Consider the following 1,267-nt stretch of genomic DNA (forward strand, 5'->3'; position numbering starts at 1 on the left):
AAGTAATCATTAGCTCTGCACTTTCACACCATCATTGCCAATTAAAATTGGTTCGTTGAATCGACCTTTTGGATCTTTATTTTCTAAATTAAGAACACCCCGCGGGCATACCGATGAACAAACTCCGCACCCTACACAACTCGCTCTCACGATATTTTGTCCTTTCTGAGCGTATGCTCTTACATCAATACCCATTTCGCAGTAGGTTGAGCAGTTGCCACAGCTTATACATTGCCCACCATTGGTAGTAATTCTAAAGCGGCTTTTAAACCGCTGTATGATGCCAAGGTAAGCAGCGAGAGGGCACCCAAATCGACACCAAACTCTATTGCCCATCATGGGATAGAAACCTACCCCAACTACCCCGGCAAAGGCCGCGCCTATCGCAAAGCCATAAACCGACCTAAGGTCATAGCTGTTTATACCGGCAACTGTGCTGCTGCCTGTGAAGTAAGTATTCAAAACTGCAAAGGTCATCACCACTGCAAATACCAACACACCGTGCACCATCCAGCGTTCTACCTGCCATGCTTTCAAAGATTTGTCAGAAAGTTGGCGATAAGGATCTCCGAGTGTTTCAGCAAGACCACCACAACCACATACCCAGGAGCAATACCAGCGTTTGCCATAAAAGTAGGTGATTACAGGTACGCCAATGAGGGCGAGCCCTGTACCCCAAACAAGCATACTCAAGCCTACAGATCCTGAAGAGGTGAGGGTCTCTAAGTTATAATCGTAAAAGAAGGTATAATTAAGCGGCCAGATGTTTTTCAAATCCATGCTTGGCTGGTTGAGTCTCACCAGGATTTCTGGTATGAGAAAGGCAAATGCAGTCTGGAAGAACATGACCGAAGCCGTCCGTGCCATCTGGTATTTACTGTGTCTGTATTTGATGAGCATGCGAACACCCATCACTAAAATGGCTATGGTATAAAGAAAACCATAGAAAAACCATTGACTGGCAGGGTTACCGCTCAAAGCCAGACTCACAGGGTCTACAAGAAGCATCCAACTGGTCATATACTCCGGATACCAGTAGAGAATTATATAAAAGCCAATTAGTAAAAAACCTATGGTGTAGCCTATCCATCCGCGGTTTGTGTTTTTGCTGTGAAAGACGTGGTTATTCTTAATACCTGGTAGAAGTGTAAGTTTTGGCAAAATATATAATAGGCCTCCTATGATACTGAGACCTATGGTTAGGAAAAGCATGAGTATTGTATGATTTGATACAAGACCGTAAGTGGCATTACGCGTGATGCCTAAT

The 1,267-nt window shown here is 44.3% G+C and carries 1 protein-coding gene; it reads right to left on the reverse strand.

Annotated features, from left to right (window positions below):
- Nucleotides 1-9: 9 nt before the first annotated feature.
- A partial coding sequence (locus E1176_RS00860; protein ID WP_155208702.1) for a 4Fe-4S binding protein occupies nucleotides 10-1,267 on the reverse strand: 1,258 nt, incomplete at its 5' end.

Origin of the sequence: Fulvivirga aurantia (assembly GCF_009711475.1) — a bacterium.
Taxonomy (GTDB): Bacteria; Bacteroidota; Bacteroidia; order Cytophagales; family Cyclobacteriaceae; genus Fulvivirga; species Fulvivirga aurantia.